Source organism: Amycolatopsis sp. YIM 10 (genome assembly GCF_009429145.1).
GTDB lineage: Bacteria > Actinomycetota > Actinomycetes > Mycobacteriales > Pseudonocardiaceae > Amycolatopsis.
The window spans coordinates 6,781,738-6,799,374 of sequence record NZ_CP045480.1 but is presented as its reverse complement, the minus strand read 5'-3'; the positions used below and the strand labels follow the sequence as shown (position 1 = coordinate 6,799,374).

Sequence of the window (17,637 nt, the reverse complement as noted above, 5' to 3'; positions counted from 1 at the left end):
GTCAGTCGACTTCGAGGAGTTCGGCCAGCCGCCGGGTGTCTTCGAGGTAGCGGTCGTAGGGAAACCCGGCGGCGACGAGCGTGGCGCGGAACTCGTCGTACAGCGGTTTCCCGTTGGCGTGGAACGCTTTCCGCCCGGTAGCGGTGAGCGTGACCAGGCGCCGTCGCGCGTGGGCGGGGTCGATGACAATCCTGGGCAATCTCGCGCTGGCCTGCATCCGGCAGGGCGAGTTGGCCAGCGCGGTCGACGCGCTGCACCAGACGATCGACGCTCTGGAGGACACCCGCGGAGCGGGAGGGCTGAACCTCGCGTTCAGCGCCGGGCAGGAGCTACGGCAGTGGCGACACCACACGAGCGTCCAGGAGCTCAACGATCGCCTCTTCGACCTGATGGCGGCCGGCTGAAGTCGGTACAACTGGGGCATGACCATCGACGACACCAAGCAGGCCGCCCGGCAGCGGGTGTGGGCCGCGCTCGACCGAGCTGACGCGGTACGCCCGCCGGGCGCTGCCGGTCACATTCCCAGCTTCGTAGGTGCCGAGCGCGCTGCCCACCGGCTGGCTGAACTGGAGGCCTGGCAGACGGCTGGCGTCGTCAAAGCCAATCCTGACGCTGCGCAGCTGCCGGTGCGCGAGCAGGCGCTGCGCGAGAACAAACTCGTCTACATGGCCGTGCCGAAGATCGCCAAGCCCCTGCCGTTCTACCTGCTCGACCCAGCGCACGTGGGTGCTGAAGCCGCCACGAGCAAACGAGCGGCCGAGGTGGCGCCCACCGTCGGTCCCGGCACCATGCGGCCCGTCGACCTGGTTGTCTGCGGCACCGTCGCCGTGGACCACCGCGGAACCCGGATCGGCAAGGGTGCTGGGTACTCGGACATCGAGGTCGCCCTGCTGACCGAGGCGGGCTTGATCGGACCGGATACCACGATCCTCACCACCGTCCATCAGCTCCAGGTCGTGGACGAAGAACTACCCGAATCAGCCCACGACTTCAGCGTCGACCTCATCGTCACGCCCGACGAAGTCATCGAATGCGGCCCCCGGCGGCGGCCCGCGGGCATCCTCTGGGACCACCTCGACGCATCGAAGATCCAGGCGATCCCGGTGCTGGCCGAGTTGTACGCGAAACGCTGAGCGCATAGACGGCCGCCACCCAGACCGGGTGCCGTTGGCCCGGTAAACATCGGGCGATGTCCACATCTTGTGGATGGATCTGTGGATGAGTACTAGATGAGCTAGGCGGCGCCGACGTCGCCATGGTCGGTTGAGCGGTGAGGAACCGGTGCTCGCCGATGCCGGGCCCGAGGTTGTAGAAGAGCTCGAGCGGGCGTGGGGTTCGGGACCGTTTGGCGATAGTTGTCGGTCGTGTCGAACTTGAGCGAGCGGTCCGGGTCGGTGATGTGGTCGAACTCCATGTGCATCTACGACTCGGCTCGGTTGGCGTTGCCGGACACGTCGCGGTGGATGTCGGCTTGCCGCGGCGTCGACGTGTACCTGTGAACAGCGGGGAGGTGCGTCGAGGGCCACGGAGTCGGCCAGGAACGGCATGTCGTCGGTGACCATCTGCGTCACGGTTCGTTTCGCGGCTGGCAGCTCGCGCCGACCGTGTGCGGTGGATGCGTGATGGAAGAGCCCCGGTCGGGGCGTTAGGGTGGAAGTTGGTGCACGAAAATGCACCAAGACGGCGGTGCCCGTCAGTTCGGGTGCGACCGAGCAGCCTGACACCGCCGCCGCCAAGTACCCGCCGTGGTCAGCTACCGCGTAACCAGTGCAAAACCGCTGCGAGTATCTCGAGGTCTAGGTGCTTGAGGAGGCTCTGCAGGCGACGCAGCTGCGTGAGATCGAGTCCGGGCTCGTCGAGTTCGCGGATGAGTCTCAATGCGACACCCCGCAATTCAGGAGCGAGGCTGCGAAGTAACTGCCCCTGATAGCTGGCGTGGGTGTCACTGGCCCGAGAGGAAATCATTTCGTCGTGGCTTCCTTGTCGTGCTCCAGCAGGAAACGTCGCTCGCTCACCTCGTATCCCCGGATCTGGGCGGTGGTCGACCACGTTCACCGAATCACCCACTTTCACTTCGCCGATGGTTGCCACCAGTCGACTACAAGGAGCTACGATCCGTAACGGGGCAAACGGGCTAGGCGTTATTTGCCCCCCTTGCTGACGGGTACAGATCGCGAAGCGGGAGACGACGATGGCTGCTGGTGGCATCCCCAGCCGGGGTGAGGAGGCGTCGCTCGCTGCCCAGCTCGCGTTGGAAATCCGACGCCGGCGAAAAGCGGCAGGGTTGAGCCACAGCCAACTCGCCCAGCGAGTCGGCTACACCCGCCAATACATGTCCCTGGCCGAACGAGTCGGCCGGAACTTGCCCTCGAAGGAACTCGTCCGGACGCTCGACACCGCGCTCGGCGCCGATGGCGCACTTGTCGCCTTACGCGTCCGCGCAGACGCTGAGCAGAAGGCCCTTCGGCAGCAACTCAGCGGCAGCCGCTATCGGGCACGGCGGAATAACGGTGAGGTCGGGCGGGCCGTTGCCGGTGATCGCCAGGCAGAGCGGGACTCCACATCCGACACGATTCTTGCTCAACTGCCGGTCCTGCGCCGGGCACTGGACGCGTACGACGTCCCGGAGGACGGGCCGGTTCGTACCATCGACGAACTGCGTCCGGTCATTGCTTCCGTTGTCGACAAGCGGCTCCGGTCTGATTACACGGTCCTCGCTGTCGAGGTGCCTGCGCTCTTGTCCGAGCTGCACCGGGCGCTCGTGGACTGCCCAGCGGGGGATCGACCGCGGTTCGCGCGTCTGTTGTTCCAGGTCTATCGCGCAGCTGACGCTGTGGCCGACAAGTACAGCTACTACGACCTGTCAGCGCGCATCATCGGGCTGCTCAGTGGCATTGCAGTTAAGGCCGAGGACGAATTGGTGGAAGCCAGCAGTTCGTACGTGCGCGGTGAAACCTTCTTCGCGTCGGGCGATCTCGCAGCCGGACGGAAGATGCTCGAACGGGCCGCTGACCGCGTCCGTGTCACGGATTCCGAGGTCGCTGCGGCGACTTACGGCACGTTGCACATGCGTGCGGCCGTGATGGCTGGCAGAGCAGGGCAGGCTCGCTGGGCTCAGGAGCACATCGATGAGGCCCAGCAGATCGCCCAGCGTGTCAACGAGGGCATCCACCTCGGCACAGCGTTCGGTGCGGCGTCGGTGCGCATTCACCGCTTGTCCCTCATGGTCGAGCTTGGTGACGTCGGTGCCGCATTACGTTCCGCCGCTGCCTGGCAGCCGCCGGCCAGCCTGCCCGCCGAACGCCGCTCGCACTTCTGCATCGATCTTGGCCGCGCCTACCACCTCGCCGGCCAGCCCGAACGCACTCTTGAGGCGCTCCACGCCGCTCGTCGGATTGCTCCTGAGCACGTCCGCGCGCACCCGCACGTTGAGGAGATCGTTGAACAGATACGTCTCACAAGCTGAGGCCCTCAAAACGATGCACTGCTTGCCTTGGAGCGCGCGGTGCATCGACCTGCTCTCGGCTGAACGGACTGGCGAATCCGCGGACGTCAGCGGGCCATGCTGATCAAACCGGGCAGTTCAGCCAAGGAGTCGATGATCCATTCCGCGTCGCGAACGACGACGGGGTCGTTACCCCAGAGGTAGCCCCACGGCCCCCGCCGAAGCAACACAGGCCGCAGACCGGCTGCTCGAGCGGGTACAACGTCGTTATCTCGATGGTCGCCAACGTAGACGATTTCCTCCGGTCTGCCCGGCGCGAACTCGACCACCTTGTCGAAGAAGGCCGGGTCGGGTTTGGCGACGCTCCATTCGCCGGAGGTCGCGATCGCGTCGACGGGAAGCTCAAGTCCCCGGAGCAGCTCAGCAGTTTTCCGGGTCTGGTTGCCCGCGACGCCAACCCACACCCCGTTCCGCCTCAATTCGGCCAGAGCAGGCCGGACGTCGGGGTAGAGGTCGGACTCTTCGATCTGTTCACCCATGCCGGCCTCTTCGCGACGTTGACGCTCGGCGGCGAGGTCGAAACCAGGTCGTAGCACCTGGAAGGTTTCGGCGTTGTTCTTCCCCATTGCCGTGACCGCACCCAGCACAGCGGAGAACGTATGTCTGGGAACGCCGATCCAGTCCGCCCACGCACCGAACTCTCGCGAGTCGTCGAGCAAGGTCTCCCCGACGTCGAACACCACCGAATGGATCACACCGCTCCTGGTATCTCGTCGTTGTTGCGTCACACAGACGGTAACCGAGTTGGATCGGCGGGTCGCGTTTAGGTTGGGTCCCTGTCCACATGTTGTGGATAGCGCTGTGGATGACCACAAGATGAACTAGGTATGGCATTACGCGGCTTCGATCGAGTGGGCACGCTCAAGCGGAGATCTTCTGGGTTCGAGGGGTGGGTGGCGGTCGCGGCACCTGGCTGTTTCTCGGCTGCGCGGTGGCGTTTGAGGGCGGGGTTGAGGAGTTCGACGGTGGAACTGATCCAGGCGCACACCCGCGGGGTCGGTGGGACGGCGACGCAGCCCCTGCCCGACTACGTCGCCGCGCGCTACCTGCTCCACGAGCACAACAACACCGAAACCGCCCGGTGACCGGGTAAGCGCACTCCGGCACCGGCTTCCGCTTGCCACCCGGACGTCCCGGACGCCGTCGCCTCCGGGACGTGCGGCCCTACCGCTGAGCCGCGGGCCGGAGCCCGGGTGACAGGCTGTCGACGAGCCCCTCGAGATCCCGCTCACCCGCACGGGTCTGGACGCCCGCTGCCAGCTGCTTCCGGGCGACCTCGACCATGTCCTCGGTGAACATTGAGTACAGGGCGGCGTTTTCGGTGGCGTAGGCCTCGTCGGGGGCGGGCGGGGTCGCGGCTCGGACGGTGGCCTTGATCGCGGCGACGACCTCGGGGCGCACTCCCGCCATCCGACGGGCCAGGGTGTCGACGAAGGCGTCGATCTCGTCGGCGGGCAGGGCCCGGTTCACCAGGCCGTAGCGCTCGGCCACTTCGGCGCCGACGAGCCGGCCGCCGATGAGCAGTTCCAGGGCGCGGGCCGGGCCGACCAGGCGGGTCATGTTCACCGTGCCACCGCCGCCGGGGAGGATCGCCAGGGTGGACTCGGGCTGGGCCTGACCGGATTTGCCGATCGCGGCGAATCGCATGTCGAGGGACATCAGGAACTCGTTGCCGGCGCCACGGGCGAACCCGGCCACCTTGCCGATGGTGACCTGCGGAAGGTCGCGGATCTCCAGGCTCAAGGCCTGGAGGATGTTCAGGCCGTCGGGGATCACGACGCCCGGCGCGGCGTCGATCGCGGCCTGGGTCGCGGCGGGCAGGGCCTCCGGGTCGGTCAGGTAGGCCATGTCGCCGTGCGCGCTGAAGAACTCCGGATCGGCGCTCTGGAACACGATCACCCGGACGTCCGCGTCGGTGCGCACCTGATGCGCGAACCCGCGCAAGGACGGCAGCAGCACGCCGTCCATCAGATTGAGGGGCGGGTGATCGAGCGTCACGGTGGCCACCCCGGCCGCGACGGTGATCTCGAGGCCTGGCCAGCTGCCGTAATCCATGGTGACTCCTTCTCGGTGATGCCGGATGGGGATCTCCGGCTCCCAAGACCATATGTAGCAACCGATGAGGCGGACCATGCCCACGCAGCTCAGGTAATTGATTACCTGCCTCATTAACGTCTGATCCAGGTGCTAATGTCACCTTGTGGATCCACTGGCCGACGCCCTGGCGATCTCCGGCGTCAAAGGAGCACTGAGCACCCGTGTCGAGGCGGGTGGCCGATGGGCGGTCGCCCTGGACGACTTTCCCGGGACGGCCCTGCACGCCGTGACCGCGGGCAGTGCCTGGCTCACGGTCGCCGGCCGCGACCCGGTGGAACTGGCGGCCGGCGACGTGGTCCTGCTGCCCGCCGGCACCCCGCACGGCCTCACCGACGATCCCACGGACGCGGGCGGCACCGGACGCGGCAGGTGCGAGCACGTGGTCGCTCGCGGGCGCGGGACCGGTGAGCTGATCAGCCTCGGGGCGCAGCCCGCGACCACGCGGATCGTCACCATTCACTACGACTGCGACCCGGCGGCGCTCACCCAGATCCTGACCCTGCTACCCGGTCTCGTGCACGTGCGGGCCGAGGCGGGAACGCCGGGGCTGACCGACACGGTGCGCATGCTCGCCCGGGAACTCGCCCACCCGCAGCTCGCCACGTCCGCTGTGCTGAAGAGCCTCGTCGACATCGTGCTCGTGCAGATGCTGCGTGCCTGGCTCGCGGTGAATCCCCCCGAGTGCTTCGGCACCTGGCTGGGTGCGCTCTACGACCCGGTCATCGGCAAAGCGCTGCGGCACCTGCACGAGAATCCGGCCATTCCCTGGACGACCTCGACGCTCGCGGAAGCCATTTCGGTCTCCCGTGCGACCCTCGCCCGCCGTTTCCCCGCGGCGACGGGATACACCCCCGCGGCGTACCTGGCGAACTGGCGCATGGATCTGGCCGCCGTGCAGTTGCGCGACAGCCACGGCTCCCTCGAGACCATCGCCGAGGCGGTCGGTTACGGGTCGGTGCCGGCGTTCACCCGCGCCTTCACCCGGGCCCACGGACGCGCGCCCGGGCGCTACCGCAGCGAAGCACGCAGCCGCGGCGGTACGGCCTTCCGGCTGGAGACGCCAGCCCCGTCGAGCCTGACGGTCAGTTAGTGGTCGGGTGGTCGTGAGTGTTTAGGGCGGTTCTAACCGCCCTAAACACTCACGACGCCCCGGCTACAAGACCGGTCTAGTAGGCGATGACGACGAGTTGCGCCCGGTCGCGCGCGTCCAGTTTGGACATGGCGCGCTGCACGTGGGCGCGAACGGTGAAGGGGCTGAGGTACATCCGATCGGCGATCTCCACATTGGACAGACCAGTCGCAACGAGAGCGACATGCCGGTGAGTCTACCGGCGCAATCGATTGCCCGGTGCTCGGCAGTCGATTGCGCTGGACCCCTTGGGGATTTCTCAGCCACCCAGGGCTTCCGCCTGTGGTCGCCGTGGGTCATACGCTGCCCAACCTGGGTCGCCGTGGGTCGCGAAGGCGACCCAGGCGCCGTGCACGCGGGCCGCGAGCCCGGCGGGCGCCGGGTCGGGACCGAGCAGACCGGCGTCGCCGTGCAGCCACGGTTCATCGGCGATGTCGAAGACGAAGGGCAGCTCGACCGTGTGGGTGGCGCCCAGCCGCTCGTCCAAAGCCGTCGAACGGTAGCCGAACGAGTAGGCGTGGGTGCGGCCACCGGACAACCGGGCGTGGGCCTCGGTCAACCGCGCGGTGCCGGCCCCGAAGAGGCCTTCGCCCAGCACCGCGGAGCGCAGCTCGCCCGGGGTCGCCCCCGGCCGGGCCGCCCGCTGGGCCGCGACGACGGCGGCGGGGTCCGCGCCGACCTTCGCCGCGACGGCGAGCACATCGCCGTCCGTCGACGATTCCAGCTTCCCCTGCGGTACCAGGTAGAGGTGGCCCTCCTCGGTGTTGGTGCCGATGAGCAGGTCGACCTCTCCCGCCGGCCCCTCCGCCAGGGCGTCGGCCGGCTGCACGGGCAGGACCAGGGAGAACGGGCTCAGCTCGATGAGCGGGTCCGTGGCCGTCGCGGTCCGCAGGTCGATCCCCGCGAGCTCCGGCAGGATCTCGAGGAACCGCTCGTCCGGGATCCCGGCGAAGGCCGCCGCGGTGGGCGGCACGCCCAGTGCCCGCGCGGCCGCCGCGGTGACGCGCTGCGCCTGCTCAGGGGTGAAAGCGCCGGTACCGCTGCCACTCTGGACGATCGCGCGCCGGAACAGCCCCTTGGCCTCCGGCGTCGCCAGCAGGGCTCCGGTGATGGTGGCCCCCGCGGACTGGCCGAACAACGTGACGTTCCCGGGATCGCCACCGAACGCGGCGATCGTGTCCCGCACCCAGCCGAGCGCGGCCAGGACGTCGAGCAGCCCGCGGTTGGCAGGGGCACCCTCCAGGTCGAGGAAGCCGGGGATGCCGACGCGGTAGTTCACCGTCACCAGCACCACGCCGTCGCGGGCGAACGCCCGGCCGTCGTAGAGCGCGGCGCGGGTGGAGCCGGTGACGAACCCGCCGCCGTGCACGAAGACCATGACCGGCCGCTTCCCGCCGTCCGTGCCGGGCGTGCGGACGTCGACGGTCAGGTACTCCTCGCCGCGCACCCAGCCCGGGCCGAAGTAGGGGATCATGTCGAGCCGCCCGAAGTCCCGGGCGGGCTGGGGCGCGGTCGGCGACGGCGCGGTGGCGTCCCGGACACCGGACCAGCCCGGGTGGGGCACCGGGGGCGCGAACCGGCCGGCGCCGGTGGGGGCCGCCGCGTACGGGATGGCGCGGTAGAGCTCGCCGAACCGGTCACGAACACCGCGCACGGCGCCCGCCGGGGTCTCGACGATCGGATTTGCCTGCTGGGGCACGGGAAACGCTTCCTCTCTCGGGCTACTGCGGGGTGGGCTCAGGCGATGCGGGAGAAGCCCGCCCACTCCTTGATGGCGAACTTCGACCCGTCGCGCTCGACCTCGGCGCCGCCCTGGCCACCGAGGTGAGCGGGGAAGACCAGCGCGTTGTCCTCGGCCGCGCGGCCGAGGAGCTTGTGGCGGGTGGCCCGGGCCTCGGCCGGGTCCTCGCAGAAGCACGAGTTCGTCTCCGGCTCCACGAGCTGCAGCGGGGTGTGCACCAGGTCGCCGACGAACAGCGCGCGGTCGCCGCCCGACTCCAGGGTCAGCACGGACGACCCGGGGGTGTGGCCGGGCGCGAGATCCAACCGGAGGTTCCGGTCGATCCGGTACGAGCCGTCCCACAGGTGGGTCAGCCCGGCCTCGTGCACCGGGGCGACGCTGTCCTCGAAGACGTTCTGGTTGCCGCGACCCAGCCGCGGTTCGTGGTTGTTGGCCGGGTTCCAGAAGTCGAAGTCCTGCCGCGTCATCAGGTACGTGGCGTTCGGGAAGGTCGGCACCCAGGTCCGGCCGTCGAGGTAGGTGTTCCAGCCCACGTGGTCGATGTGCAGGTGCGTGTTGATGACGATGTCGACGTCATCGGGCCGGACTCCGGCGGCGGCGAGGTTGTCCAGGAAGTTCGTGTCCAACCGGCTCCAGACAGGCGCGTAGGGGCGGTCCTTGTGGTTGCCGACCCCGGTGTCGACGAGGATGGTGCGGCCCTCGCTACGCAGCAGCCAGGTCTGGATGGCCGAGACGCACTCGCCGGACTCGGGGTCCAGGAAATCCGGGGAAAGCCAGCTCTGGTGCTCGTCCCAGGCGCCGTCGGGGCTTCCTGGGAAGAAGTCCGCGGGGCCCATCTCGACCGAGCCGTAGTACTCCTTGACACGGGTGACGGTCACGTCGCCCAGCCTGATCTGATCCATGATCACTCCTCGTGAGTCGCCGGCAGCCGCCCTGACCAGGTCGAGCCTGATCGTGTGCCCGCGCGCCGACCAGCCCCGCGTTGTCCTATCCCCCGGAGGGTCTGGCTGGGCGGTGCCGGGCGCGTGGATAGTGGAGTGATGAACGGACCAGGCCCGCTCGGCGATTTCCTGCAAGCACGGCGGGCCAGGCTGCGCCCGGAAGATGTGGGTCTCCGCGACCTCGGGCCGCGCCGGCGGGTGGCGGGGCTGCGCCGGGAGGAGCTGGCGCAGCTGGCGGGGGTCAGCGTGTCCTACTACACCCGGCTCGAACAGGGCGTGTCCCGTGGCGCCTCGGCGGAAGTGCTCGAGGCGATCGCCGGCGCCCTGCTGCTCGACGAGCACGAGCGGGAACACCTGGAACGCCTCGCCGAGGCCTCCCGCCGGGTGTCGCGGGCTCGAAGGCCCCGGCCGGAGAAGCTCACCGACGAGACATGGGACCTGCTGCGCGCCTTCGACGGCGTCCCGGCGCTCGTCCTCGGCCGGCGCACGGACGTGCTGGCGTGGAACCCACTGGGCCACGCCCTGCTCGCCGGCCACATGGACCCGCTGAGCCCGGAGGACCCCGCGCGCCGCCCGAACATGAGCCGGATGCTGTTCCTGGACCCGCACTGCCGGGAGCTCTACGGGGACTGGCGGCGCAAGGCGCGCGCCGTCGTGGGCAACCTGAGAATCGCCGTCGGCCGATACCCGGAGGACCGGCTGCTCACCGAGCTGATCGGCGAGCTGACGATGAAGAGCCCGGAATTCGTGGCGTTGTGGGGCGACCACCGGGTGACGCCGTGCGACGCCGCCACCTACGAGCTGCGCCATCCGGTCGTCGGTGCGGTGACCGTCACCCAGCAGACCCTCGTCCTCGCGCGTTCGCCGGGGCAGTCCGTCGTGGTGTGCACGACGCCCGCCGGGTCACCGTCGGAGGCGGCACTGGCCCTGCTGCGGCAGGCGAGTGTGGTGGAGCGGGCCGGCCGGAGCGGTGGACCGGCCCGGCCGGACCGCTCCACCGCCGCCCGGTGACGGGCAACCCCCGGTGCCTCGTCACAGCTGTCCGCCACCGGGGGTCACGCGGACCGATTCCGGCAGCCGGCGCCATTCGAGATCGGCGGGATCGGCCGCGACGAGACTGGGGGAGCGGGCGACGAGGATCTTCCGGGCGATCGGCTCGAAATCCCCGCGGAAGCTGGGGGCGTGCGGTTGAACCTGGATCCGAGGCGCCGAGGACCGCTGCGGGTCCAAGACCACCGTCCGGGGCGCGGCCGCCGTGGGCTACCTCGCCGTGGAAGTTCTGACCGCCTGCTTTCCGGGCACGGCCATCGCCCGGTGGAGCTGGTCCGCGTCCCATGCGGGTTCCCGCAGGTCGAGCCGATTCGAGGCCCGGAACCCGTCCATCGCCAGGTACACGTGCCGCCGCCACATCAACGGGGCAACGTGCCGCGTGGCCTCGGCGACTCGGCCGCTTGCCCAGAACAACAGGAAGAGGTCGGCGCCGGTGACGTCCGAGCGCACGACATCGGCTTCCTGTGCCCGCTCTAGAACGCGTTGTGCGAGTGCGCAGATCTCGCTGTGCAAGGCCTCGGTGCGGTCGTCGCCCGGAAACCGCTTCGCCAGGAAGTCGCCGAACGCCCGATCTTCGGCCTGGGCCGAACACAGGACTTCCAGCAGGCTGCGAAACGCCTCCCACGGGTGCCCCAGTTCGGGCAAGGTCCGTACCTCGTCGAGCAGGTGGCGCAGCTTCGGTTCGAGAACGGCCCACAGCAGGTCCAGACGGGTCGGGAAGTGCCGGTAGAGGGTGCCGGTCACCAGTCCCGCCTCCCGTGCGATGCCGTCGAGGGCGGCCTCCGCGCCTCGTTCGGCGAACGCGCGCCGGGCGCACTCGAGAAGTCGCTCGCGGTTGCGGTGGGCGTCCCGGCGAGTGGGCGGTGGGTTCTTGCTGGCGGGCATACGGGTCACCCTAACAAAATGTGACATGTCTCAACTTTGAGAGTGCCCTCATCTTTCAGTACGCTCAGCAAGTATCGAAAATGAGAGCACTATCATTTTGAGATAGGAAGTGACATGGCGAAGCTCGGCGGGAAGGTCGCGGTGATCACCGGGGCGACCTCCGGACTGGCACTGGAGACGGCCAAGTTGTTCGTTGCGGAGGGTGCACACGTGGTCATCACCGGCCGGTGCCAGGACCGGCTGGACGCGGCGGTGGCCGCGATCGGCCACGATGTGACCGGTGTGGTCGGTGACGTCGGTGAGATCGCCGACGTGGTCCGCCTGGCCGATGTCGTGGCGGCCGAACTGGGCAGGGTCGACATCCTCATCGCGAGCGCCGGCGTCTGGACTTGGAACGAGGCGATCGGTGAGGTGACTGAGAAGTCGTTCGACGCCGTGTTCGGGGTGAACGTGCGCGGGACGTTCTTCACCGTGCAGAAGCTCTTGCCGTTGCTGTCCGATGGCGCCTCGATCGTGCTCATCGGGTCGGGTGCCGCGGAGAAGGGTGATCCGGGAACGACGGTCTATGCCGCGAGCAAGGCGGCGCTGCGGTCGTTCGCCCGGACGTGGACCACCGATCTGAAGGAGCGGGGGATCCGCGTCAACGTCCTCAGTCCCGCCGCGATCGATACCCCGGCGTTCGCCGACCTCCCGCCGGGATTCAAGGACCAGATCGCCGCGCGGGTACCCGTGGGCCGCCTCGGCGCCGGGCACGAGATCGCTAGCGTGGCGCTCTTCCTCGCTTCCGCGGACTCGAGCTTCGTCAGCGGGATCGACCTCCCCGTCGACGGCGGAATCGGCCAGATCTGACCACGGACGACGGTGTGCTCGCGTCCGTCCGCGGGAGCGTTCCCGGTCGAGGATATGGCGGTCCCGGCGGCGGAGAGGTCGCCGTCTTTGCCGGGGGTACGGCGTCGGAGCTTCGTAGCTGTCGGCCGAAGTCGCGGCAATTCAGCACCGACCGGCAGCACCCGTGATCAGCGCTCGACCGGGTTCGTGCTCCGGTCGCGGGTGAGGCGCTGCGTATGTAGTGCGGCGCAGCTTTCCTGCCTCGTCCCGCAAGGGCTCACTCGTGAACTCGTAGCTGCGCGGCACTTTGTACGGCGCGATGCGGCTGCGCAGGTAGGACGTCAACGCGCACCAAGCTTCCAGGTGGCGAGGGCCGCCTCGACGAACCCGAGCACCAGCCAGGTGCCGCTCACACTGGTGACGGCGTCCCCTGGTAAACGGAATTGTAGAAGGTCAATACTGGTGGAGCGTCGGTGGCTTCGCGGCCGCTGACGATCGGATCTTTGACGTGGACGAGCGGCACCAGTATTTCCGAGGCGGACGAATTGCGGAGAGTGGGATGACCGGGGACCAGGCTCACGGTGTTCGTGAGATCGCGCTGCCCGACGGTTCGTGGGGCTGGTTGGTCACCGGTTACGACGCCGCCCGGCAGGCGCTGTCGGAACGGCGTCTGTCCAAAGTCCTCACAGCCGGGGAGGTTGGTCTGACGCCGGAGCTCACCAGTGCCATGCTGCGCCAGATGTTGTTTCTCGACCCACCGGACCACACGCGATTGCGTCGGCTGGTCTCGGCCGTGTTCACCCCGCGCCGCGTCGAAGACCTGCGTCCGCGCATCGACCAGATCGCCACCGGGCTGCTCGATGCGATCACCGTCCACGAGACGGTCGATCTGATCGAGGTGTTCGCCAACCCGTTGCCCCTGCAGGTCATCTGCGAGCTGCTCGGTGTGCCGATCGAGGATCGCACCGCGTTCCGCGACTGGTCCGCGATCATCGCGGCCGGCCCGGCCCGGCAGGGCGAGCTGCCCGACGCGCTGGCCGAACTCCTGGTGCGGATCCGGGCCATGCTGGCCGACCGCGCCGCGCGTCCCGGCAACGACCTCGTGAGTGGTCTGCTCGCGGTACGTGATGAGGGTGATCGGCTGTCCGAGGACGAGCTGACGTCGATGGTGTTCATGCTGGTGATCGCTGGTTACGAAACCACGGTCAACCTGATCGGCAACGGAGTGGTGGCACTGCTCGAGGACCGGGGCCGGTGGATCCGGCTCCGCGGCGAGCCCGAGTTGCTGCCGACCGCCGTCGAAGAGTTCATCCGGTTCGAGCCGCCGATCGCCATCACGACGCAGCGCCGCGCCACCGCGACCTTCGAGCTCGGTGGCCAAACCATTCCGGCGGGTTCGCTGGTGTTGGTCAGCCTGGCGGAGGCCAACCGGGACGCCACCCGTTTCCCGGACGCCGACGAGTTGCGGCTGGACCGGCCGCGCACCCAGCATCTGGGTTTCGGGTACGGCATTCACCACTGCATCGGCGCCCCACTGGCCCGTGTGCAGGCACAGGTTGCCTTCACCGCGCTGATGACCAGGTTCCCTGATCTGGACCTGGCGGTCTCGGTCGGTGACGTCGCACGGCGATCCGACTTCCAGCGCGGCGTCACCTGGCTGCCCGTCCGCCTTCGTGGCTAGTATCGATTCCTGTTCAGGCCCCTGGCTGCCGGGGGGTCTTGAAGATCGCGGAGGCGGTGGCGACGGTCAGGTCACCACTCGTGGGTTCGCCCGCGACGAAGGCGATGGACCGGGTCCGGCGCTGAACCCAAGCCCGGCCGAACAGCGGGAGGCCATGCCTGGCGCCACCGGAGAACTGGGTGGTCAGCGAGATCGTGATCGTGTGTTGACGAGCCGTCGCCAAGCCACCGTCGGCCGAACTCGCCAGGACCTGCTCGGTGGTGCCATCCAGGGTGTAGTCGAGCAGGGAGATCGGAACGCCACCGTGCACCGTCCCGTTGGGATTGCTGTGCTTGATCGTCATGGAGCGGCCGGGCGAGGGACTGTAAGTCAGTTTGTGGGCGGCGCTGGTGGGGTGTTCGTTGAAGAACACGGGCCGAGATGACCGCTCCGATCGCGCCGACTGTCCATTTAGGTCTGGGCGAAGATCGAATAGGGGTAGAAGAAATAAACCTAAGGAGTCGATCATGGTCTGGGCTCGCTGTGCATCGGCTACGGCGGCCTGGAACTCGGCGGCTGAATCGCCTGGGTCGCCGACCCCAGCCCGCTCCCGCGTGGCGCCCTGATCAGGGTTGACTCATTTAACAAAGTTCGGGCAAGGTGGACAACGGTAGGGTTAACTTAGTTCAGGATTGTGTATGTTATGCGCGCTGTAGTCGTCAGCTCTCCGGAAGCCGCACTTCGGCGTGAAGCAGCCAGACGCGATCCGGTTCCACGAACGCGAGGGTTACCAACGGAGCGACGGTTGCGGGCCTTACTTCGGTCAGCCGCTGGCCAGGTGCTTTGCCCGTCAGTTCCGCTGATGGGCGAAGCAAGGACCATCGTCCACGGGAAGCGCAGGACTAGCAGTCCGGTGCGCCGGCAGCCCGCGCCGTGCTCAAGTCTCTATGCCTGGAGCCTGGCGTCGACCGGCGTAAATTTTCGATAAGACCAAGTTCGGATCGGGGCGCCGTTTAGCGGAACGCCCGATAATATGAGAGGTGCTCGGTGGATCGACTCGACGTGCTTGTCGGCGGAACGAAAATCGCCTATCACTGCCGGGATATGTGGCCGTACTTACCGGCTTCATGCGGGAGCTCGATATCGCCGATGCGGTTGTCGTCGGTTGGAGTCTGGGCGGGCAGATTGTCATGGAGGCAGCGCCCGAGCTGCCCGATGCGCTTGGTTTCGTCGTTTTCGGTGCTCCACCTGTCGCGACGCCGGGTCAATTGGCAGAGGCGTTCTTGCCGAGCCCAGCTATGGCCGCGCTGTTCAGCGACCAGGTCTCCGAGGCCGAGGCGAAGGCGGTCGCCGGGTGCTTCGTCGCGTCCGGCGTGTCGTTCGATGTCGGAGAGTTCGTTTCCGACATTCTCAGCACGGACGGTGCGGCCCGCACGGGACTTGGAGCCAGCCTCGGAGCGGGCCGTTTCGCAGATGAAGTCGCGATCGTTTCGGCTCTGGAGCAGCCTTTGGGTATCGTGCACGGCGAGGCTGAGCAGCTGGTTAGCCTCGCCTACCTGCGCAAGCTGGACTTTCCCGCGCTGTGGCGTGGCGAGGTCCAGGTGATCCCTGATGTCGGCCACGCATTGCATCAGGAGGCACCTCGAAAGTTCGCTGCCTTATTGGGAGAGTTCGTCGGCGAGGCTGCTCACGCCGACGAGCTGGCCGCCGATGAGTAGTTCCAGGGCCGGGCCGAGCAGACGTGTCATGTTCACCGTGCCACCGCCTCCGGGAATGATCGCCAGGTGGACTCGGGCTGGGCCTGACCCGATCTGCCGATCGCGGCGAACCGTGATCGCGCTCCGCTCCGGTGAGCTGGAGGGCTGTTGCCAGCGCGTCGAGCACTTGTGGTGACGGGCGGGAGGCGCGTGCCTGTTCCAGCCGTTCGTAGTAGCTGACTGACACTTGTGCCCGGGCTGTCACCTCCTCGCGGCGCAGGCCGGGGGGCGCCGGGTGCGGTGCCCTGGTGCGTGCGCTCTTGCGCCGCAAATGTCATCCAGATGTCCTCTTCGGCCAACACCCCGTGGATCACGAACACGACCCCAGCGACCGGGTGTCATCAACGCCACTCATTACGCCTTCGAGACGCCCTGGGTCATATCGCTCCACTTCGGACAATGATCGCCGCCACAGTTGACACCTTAACGATGTTCAAGGATGCTGGGCGTTGAACTTCGTTAAGGAGATTCGATGACAGCGCTGCTCGTGGGCCTCGGCCGCACCGGGCATCTGGAACTTGTCGAACAGCGCGAGCACGAATGGATCGCCTCGGTCGACGGCGCCGCCCCGGTCATCCTCGGCGCGATGGGTATCGAGATGCTGCTCGTCGGGCCTTACGAGAAACCCCCGACCCCACGGATTGAGAACCTGGGACCGATCCCAGACGAACGGTTTGACCTGATTCGCCGCAACATCGCCGTCGTCCGTGAGGCGGCCGGCAGTAGCGTGCAGATCCCGGAGGCCGCCTGATGAGCCTCCTCGCCAACACAGTCCCGACTGCGCGACCCCGACTCGGCGCTGCGCACGTCCCCCATCGCGGTGGACGGGCACACGATGGCCCCGGACCGCCTTCTGCGCTACCTGCAGATCAAGGTGCGCCATCTGATCCAGGACCACGACTGGGACAGCCGGCTGGGGGCGGGTCCGATGGAAACCGTGGCGCGGGCGGTGATGAAACCCGTGGCGCAGCAGGAAACACGGGGTGCCTGGTATCGGGAGTGGTTGCTGACCGCGGTGGACGGGACCACCTTCACCGTGCCCGACACCGACGACAACGAACGCGAGTTCGGCCGCCCGGGTTCCGGCCGTGGCGAGGGCAGAACGGCGTATCCGCAGATCCAGGCGGCGTGTCTGGTCGAGGTGGGCACGCATGCGGTCTTCGACGCCCGGATGGACGCCTATGCCGCCGGGGAGGCGATGCTGATCGAGGAGATGTTTCCCTCGCTGCGGCCGGGCATGCTGGTGTTGGCGGACCGGCACGTCTACTCGTTCCGGCGCTGGCTGGCGGCGGCGGCCACGGGTGCGGATCTGGCGTGGAGTGTCGGCGAACCTGGGGCTGCTGCCCGCGCAACGCCTGGGCGACGGGTCTTTCATCGCTGAGATCACCCCGCCGAAGTCCTCGGGGCAGGGGCCGTTCCGGCTTCGGGCGATCGAGTACACGCTGCCCGGTTCGCAGGAGGTCTACCGGTTGGTGACCACGGTCCTGGACCCGGTGCGGGCTCCCGCGGCAGAACTCGCCGCAGTCTATCACCAGCGCTGGGATATCGAGGGATTCTTCAAGCAGGTCAAGAGTGTCCAGCTTAACGAGGAGAAGATCTTCCGGTCGAGGTCGCCGGAGGGGGTGCGGCAGGAGTTCTGGGCACATCTGGCGGTGCACTACGCCACGATGTGCGTGCAGGTGGACGCCGCCGGTCAGGCCCTGCTGGAGCCTGACCGGCTCTCCCACAAGAACACCGTGCGTGTCCTCCGGTCCCGGATCTGGCGACCGGAGTCTTTTCTCCCTGCGCCACAATGATGATCACTACCGGCTGCTGCTGGCGGACGTCATCGCCGGGATCAACCCGCAACGCCGGGACCGACGCTATCCCCGTGTGGTCAAAAGGAAAATGAGTAACTTCCCTGTCAAACGGGCAGAGCATCGACAGCAACACAAGGCCAGCAGGCCACCGACCTCAACAATCGCCATTGTCCCGCCCGCCACGACCGGACACCGCCGCCGACCAGCCGAGATCACCTAATCGACCGGCATTGCGCCTAGCCCAA

The 17,637-nt window shown here is 67.9% G+C and carries 21 protein-coding genes and 2 pseudogenes; 12 read left to right on the top strand and 11 right to left on the bottom strand.

Annotation, left to right across the window (positions count from 1 at the left end; translation table 11 throughout):
• Position 1: 1 nt before the first annotated feature.
• Positions 2–199, bottom strand: coding sequence for a hypothetical protein (locus tag YIM_RS32090; protein ID WP_370468903.1), 198 nt, complete (start codon positions 197–199; stop codon positions 2–4).
• On the opposite strand from YIM_RS32090, the gene YIM_RS32085 reads away from it, so the two are divergent.
• The 3 genes from YIM_RS32085 to YIM_RS49735 all read left to right on the top strand — a co-directional run bounded on the left by YIM_RS32085 (position 183) and on the right by YIM_RS49735 (position 1,499).
• Positions 183–404 (top strand): hypothetical protein, encoded by a 222-nt coding sequence (locus YIM_RS32085; protein WP_153033884.1) that lies wholly within the window; start codon positions 183–185, stop codon positions 402–404. The two genes, YIM_RS32090 and YIM_RS32085, sit on opposite strands and share 17 nt — an antisense overlap.
• An 18-nt stretch (positions 405–422) precedes the next feature.
• Positions 423–1,133, top strand: a complete 711-nt coding sequence (locus tag YIM_RS32080) for a 5-formyltetrahydrofolate cyclo-ligase (protein ID WP_153033883.1) — start codon at positions 423–425, stop codon at positions 1,131–1,133.
• 231 nt (positions 1,134–1,364) lie between these two features.
• Positions 1,365–1,499 carry a hypothetical protein gene (locus YIM_RS49735; RefSeq protein ID WP_255462730.1) on the top strand — a complete coding sequence of 45 codons (135 nt, stop codon included), beginning with the start codon at positions 1,365–1,367 and terminating at the stop codon, positions 1,497–1,499.
• 250 nt (positions 1,500–1,749) lie between these two features.
• Here the strand turns inward: YIM_RS49735 and YIM_RS32075 are convergent, their stop codons facing one another.
• Positions 1,750–2,091 carry a hypothetical protein gene (locus YIM_RS32075; protein ID WP_153033882.1) on the bottom strand — a complete coding sequence of 114 codons (342 nt, stop codon included), beginning with the start codon at positions 2,089–2,091 and terminating at the stop codon, positions 1,750–1,752.
• Between the two features lie 100 nt (positions 2,092–2,191).
• On the opposite strand from YIM_RS32075, the gene YIM_RS32070 reads away from it, so the two are divergent.
• Positions 2,192–3,466, top strand: coding sequence for a helix-turn-helix transcriptional regulator (locus YIM_RS32070; protein ID WP_153033881.1), 1,275 nt, complete (start codon positions 2,192–2,194; stop codon positions 3,464–3,466).
• An 86-nt stretch (positions 3,467–3,552) separates the two neighbouring features.
• Here the strand turns inward: YIM_RS32070 and YIM_RS32065 are convergent, their stop codons facing one another.
• Positions 3,553–4,200, bottom strand: a complete 648-nt coding sequence (locus YIM_RS32065) for an HAD family hydrolase (RefSeq protein WP_153033880.1) — start codon at positions 4,198–4,200, stop codon at positions 3,553–3,555.
• 469 nt (positions 4,201–4,669) lie between these two features.
• Positions 4,670–5,560 (bottom strand): enoyl-CoA hydratase/isomerase family protein, encoded by an 891-nt coding sequence (locus YIM_RS32060; RefSeq protein WP_153033879.1) that lies wholly within the window; start codon positions 5,558–5,560, stop codon positions 4,670–4,672.
• A 145-nt stretch (positions 5,561–5,705) separates the two neighbouring features.
• On the opposite strand from YIM_RS32060, the gene YIM_RS32055 reads away from it, so the two are divergent.
• Positions 5,706–6,692 (top strand): AraC family transcriptional regulator, encoded by a 987-nt coding sequence (locus YIM_RS32055; RefSeq protein ID WP_153033878.1) that lies wholly within the window; start codon positions 5,706–5,708, stop codon positions 6,690–6,692.
• 76 nt (positions 6,693–6,768) lie between these two features.
• On the opposite strand, the pseudogene YIM_RS32050 reads toward YIM_RS32055, so the two are convergent.
• The 3 genes and pseudogenes from YIM_RS32050 to YIM_RS32040 all read right to left on the bottom strand — a co-directional run.
• Positions 6,769–6,915: pseudogene (locus YIM_RS32050) on the bottom strand (response regulator transcription factor); the annotation flags it as partial.
• A gap of 75 nt (positions 6,916–6,990) precedes the next feature.
• Positions 6,991–8,430, bottom strand: coding sequence for a carboxylesterase/lipase family protein (locus YIM_RS32045; RefSeq protein ID WP_153033877.1), 1,440 nt, complete (start codon positions 8,428–8,430; stop codon positions 6,991–6,993).
• A 38-nt stretch (positions 8,431–8,468) separates the two neighbouring features.
• A complete protein-coding gene (locus tag YIM_RS32040; protein ID WP_153033876.1) occupies positions 8,469–9,374 on the bottom strand; it encodes an MBL fold metallo-hydrolase in 906 nt (301 codons plus the stop codon).
• 138 nt (positions 9,375–9,512) lie between these two features.
• Here YIM_RS32040 and YIM_RS32035 point away from each other — a divergent pair, with 138 nt between their 5' ends.
• Positions 9,513–10,424: a helix-turn-helix domain-containing protein gene (locus YIM_RS32035; RefSeq protein ID WP_153033875.1), complete on the top strand. Its 912-nt coding sequence runs from the start codon at positions 9,513–9,515 to the stop codon at positions 10,422–10,424.
• A 21-nt stretch (positions 10,425–10,445) separates the two neighbouring features.
• Here YIM_RS32035 and YIM_RS32030 read toward each other — a convergent pair whose 3' ends face one another.
• Positions 10,446–10,643, bottom strand: a complete 198-nt coding sequence (locus YIM_RS32030; RefSeq protein ID WP_153033874.1) for a hypothetical protein — start codon at positions 10,641–10,643, stop codon at positions 10,446–10,448.
• A 30-nt stretch (positions 10,644–10,673) separates the two neighbouring features.
• The gene (locus YIM_RS32025; protein WP_194239815.1) at positions 10,674–11,348 is read right to left on the bottom strand and encodes a TetR/AcrR family transcriptional regulator; all 675 of its coding nucleotides are present in this window, start codon (positions 11,346–11,348) and stop codon (positions 10,674–10,676) included.
• Between the two features lie 114 nt (positions 11,349–11,462).
• Between YIM_RS32025 and YIM_RS32020 the strand changes: the two genes are divergently transcribed.
• Both YIM_RS32020 and YIM_RS32015 read left to right on the top strand, forming a co-directional pair.
• Positions 11,463–12,197 (top strand): SDR family oxidoreductase, encoded by a 735-nt coding sequence (locus YIM_RS32020; protein WP_153033872.1) that lies wholly within the window; start codon positions 11,463–11,465, stop codon positions 12,195–12,197.
• A 538-nt stretch (positions 12,198–12,735) separates the two neighbouring features.
• Positions 12,736–13,857 carry a cytochrome P450 gene (locus YIM_RS32015; RefSeq protein WP_153033871.1) on the top strand — a complete coding sequence of 374 codons (1,122 nt, stop codon included), beginning with the start codon at positions 12,736–12,738 and terminating at the stop codon, positions 13,855–13,857.
• Positions 13,858–13,870: 13 nt separating this feature from the next.
• Here YIM_RS32015 and YIM_RS32010 read toward each other — a convergent pair whose 3' ends face one another.
• Entirely contained in the window at positions 13,871–14,269 is a 399-nt protein-coding gene (locus YIM_RS32010; protein WP_153033870.1) for a PaaI family thioesterase, read from the bottom strand.
• Positions 14,270–14,876: 607 nt separating this feature from the next.
• On the opposite strand from YIM_RS32010, the pseudogene YIM_RS32005 reads away from it, so the two are divergent.
• Positions 14,877–15,482 (top strand): annotated as a pseudogene (locus YIM_RS32005) (alpha/beta fold hydrolase); the annotation flags it as partial.
• Here YIM_RS32005 and YIM_RS50135 read toward each other — a convergent pair.
• The gene (locus YIM_RS50135) at positions 15,379–15,798 is read right to left on the bottom strand and encodes a helix-turn-helix domain-containing protein (protein WP_370469034.1); all 420 of its coding nucleotides are present in this window, start codon (positions 15,796–15,798) and stop codon (positions 15,379–15,381) included. The pseudogene YIM_RS32005 and the gene YIM_RS50135 sit on opposite strands and share 104 nt — an antisense overlap.
• A gap of 267 nt (positions 15,799–16,065) precedes the next feature.
• Here YIM_RS50135 and YIM_RS31995 point away from each other — a divergent pair, with 267 nt between their 5' ends.
• The 3 genes from YIM_RS31995 (at position 16,066) to YIM_RS31985 (ending at position 17,389) form a co-directional block, all read left to right on the top strand.
• Entirely contained in the window at positions 16,066–16,344 is a 279-nt protein-coding gene (locus tag YIM_RS31995) for a hypothetical protein (protein ID WP_228004131.1), read from the top strand.
• Positions 16,345–16,413: 69 nt separating this feature from the next.
• Entirely contained in the window at positions 16,414–16,974 is a 561-nt protein-coding gene (locus YIM_RS31990) for a hypothetical protein (protein ID WP_153033868.1), read from the top strand.
• Entirely contained in the window at positions 16,913–17,389 is a 477-nt protein-coding gene (locus YIM_RS31985) for a transposase (RefSeq protein ID WP_194239814.1), read from the top strand. Before YIM_RS31990 ends, YIM_RS31985 begins: the two co-directional genes overlap by 62 nt.
• Positions 17,390–17,637: the final 248 nt, after the last annotated feature.